Genomic DNA, 703 nt, shown 5'->3' with positions numbered 1-703 from the left:
GTCCCGACTAACCCTGGGCGGACGAGCCTTCCCCAGGAAACCTTAGTCATCCGGTGAACTAGATTCTCACTAGTTTCTCGTTACTCATACCGGCATTCTCACTTCTAAGCGCTCCACAGGTCCTCACGGTCCTGCTTCAGTGCCCTTAGAACGCTCTCCTATCACGCGCACCTGACGGTGCGTGTCCACGATTTCGGTAATGTGCTTAGCCCCGGTAAATTTTCGGCGCAAAACCACTCGGCTAGTGAGCTATTACGCACTCTTTAAATGATGGCTGCTTCTGAGCCAACATCCTAGCTGTCTATGCAATTTCACTTCCTTTTCCACTCAGCACATATTTAGGGACCTTAATCGGTGGTCTGGGCTGTTTCCCTTTCGACCATGGATCTTATTACTCACAGTCTGACTCCCGGATATTTAAATCAATGGCATTTGGAGTTTATCAGAAATCAGTAGCTCAAGACGAGTCCTTCATTCTAACAGTCGCTCTACCTCCATGATTCTTCATCCGAGGCTAGCCCTAAGGTTATTTCGGAGAGAACCAGCTATCTCCAAGTTTGTTTGGAATTTCACCGCTATCCACATCTCGTCCAAGCAATTTTCAACTTACACTGGTTCGGACCTCCGGTCCGTATTACCGAACTTTCATCCTGGACATGGATAGCTCACTTGGTTTCGGGTCTACGGCAACATACTCAACGCC

At 48.5% G+C, this 703-nt stretch carries 1 rRNA gene; it reads right to left on the bottom strand.

The window, feature by feature from the left end:
* A 23S ribosomal RNA gene (locus EKM89_RS13915) occupies positions 1–703 on the bottom strand; the annotation flags it as partial.

This window comes from Levilactobacillus fujinensis (assembly GCF_003946335.1).
Taxonomy (GTDB): domain Bacteria; phylum Bacillota; class Bacilli; order Lactobacillales; family Lactobacillaceae; genus Levilactobacillus; species Levilactobacillus fujinensis.
Note: the sequence above shows the minus strand (reverse complement) of the source record. Positions and strands in the feature narration are given on the sequence as shown.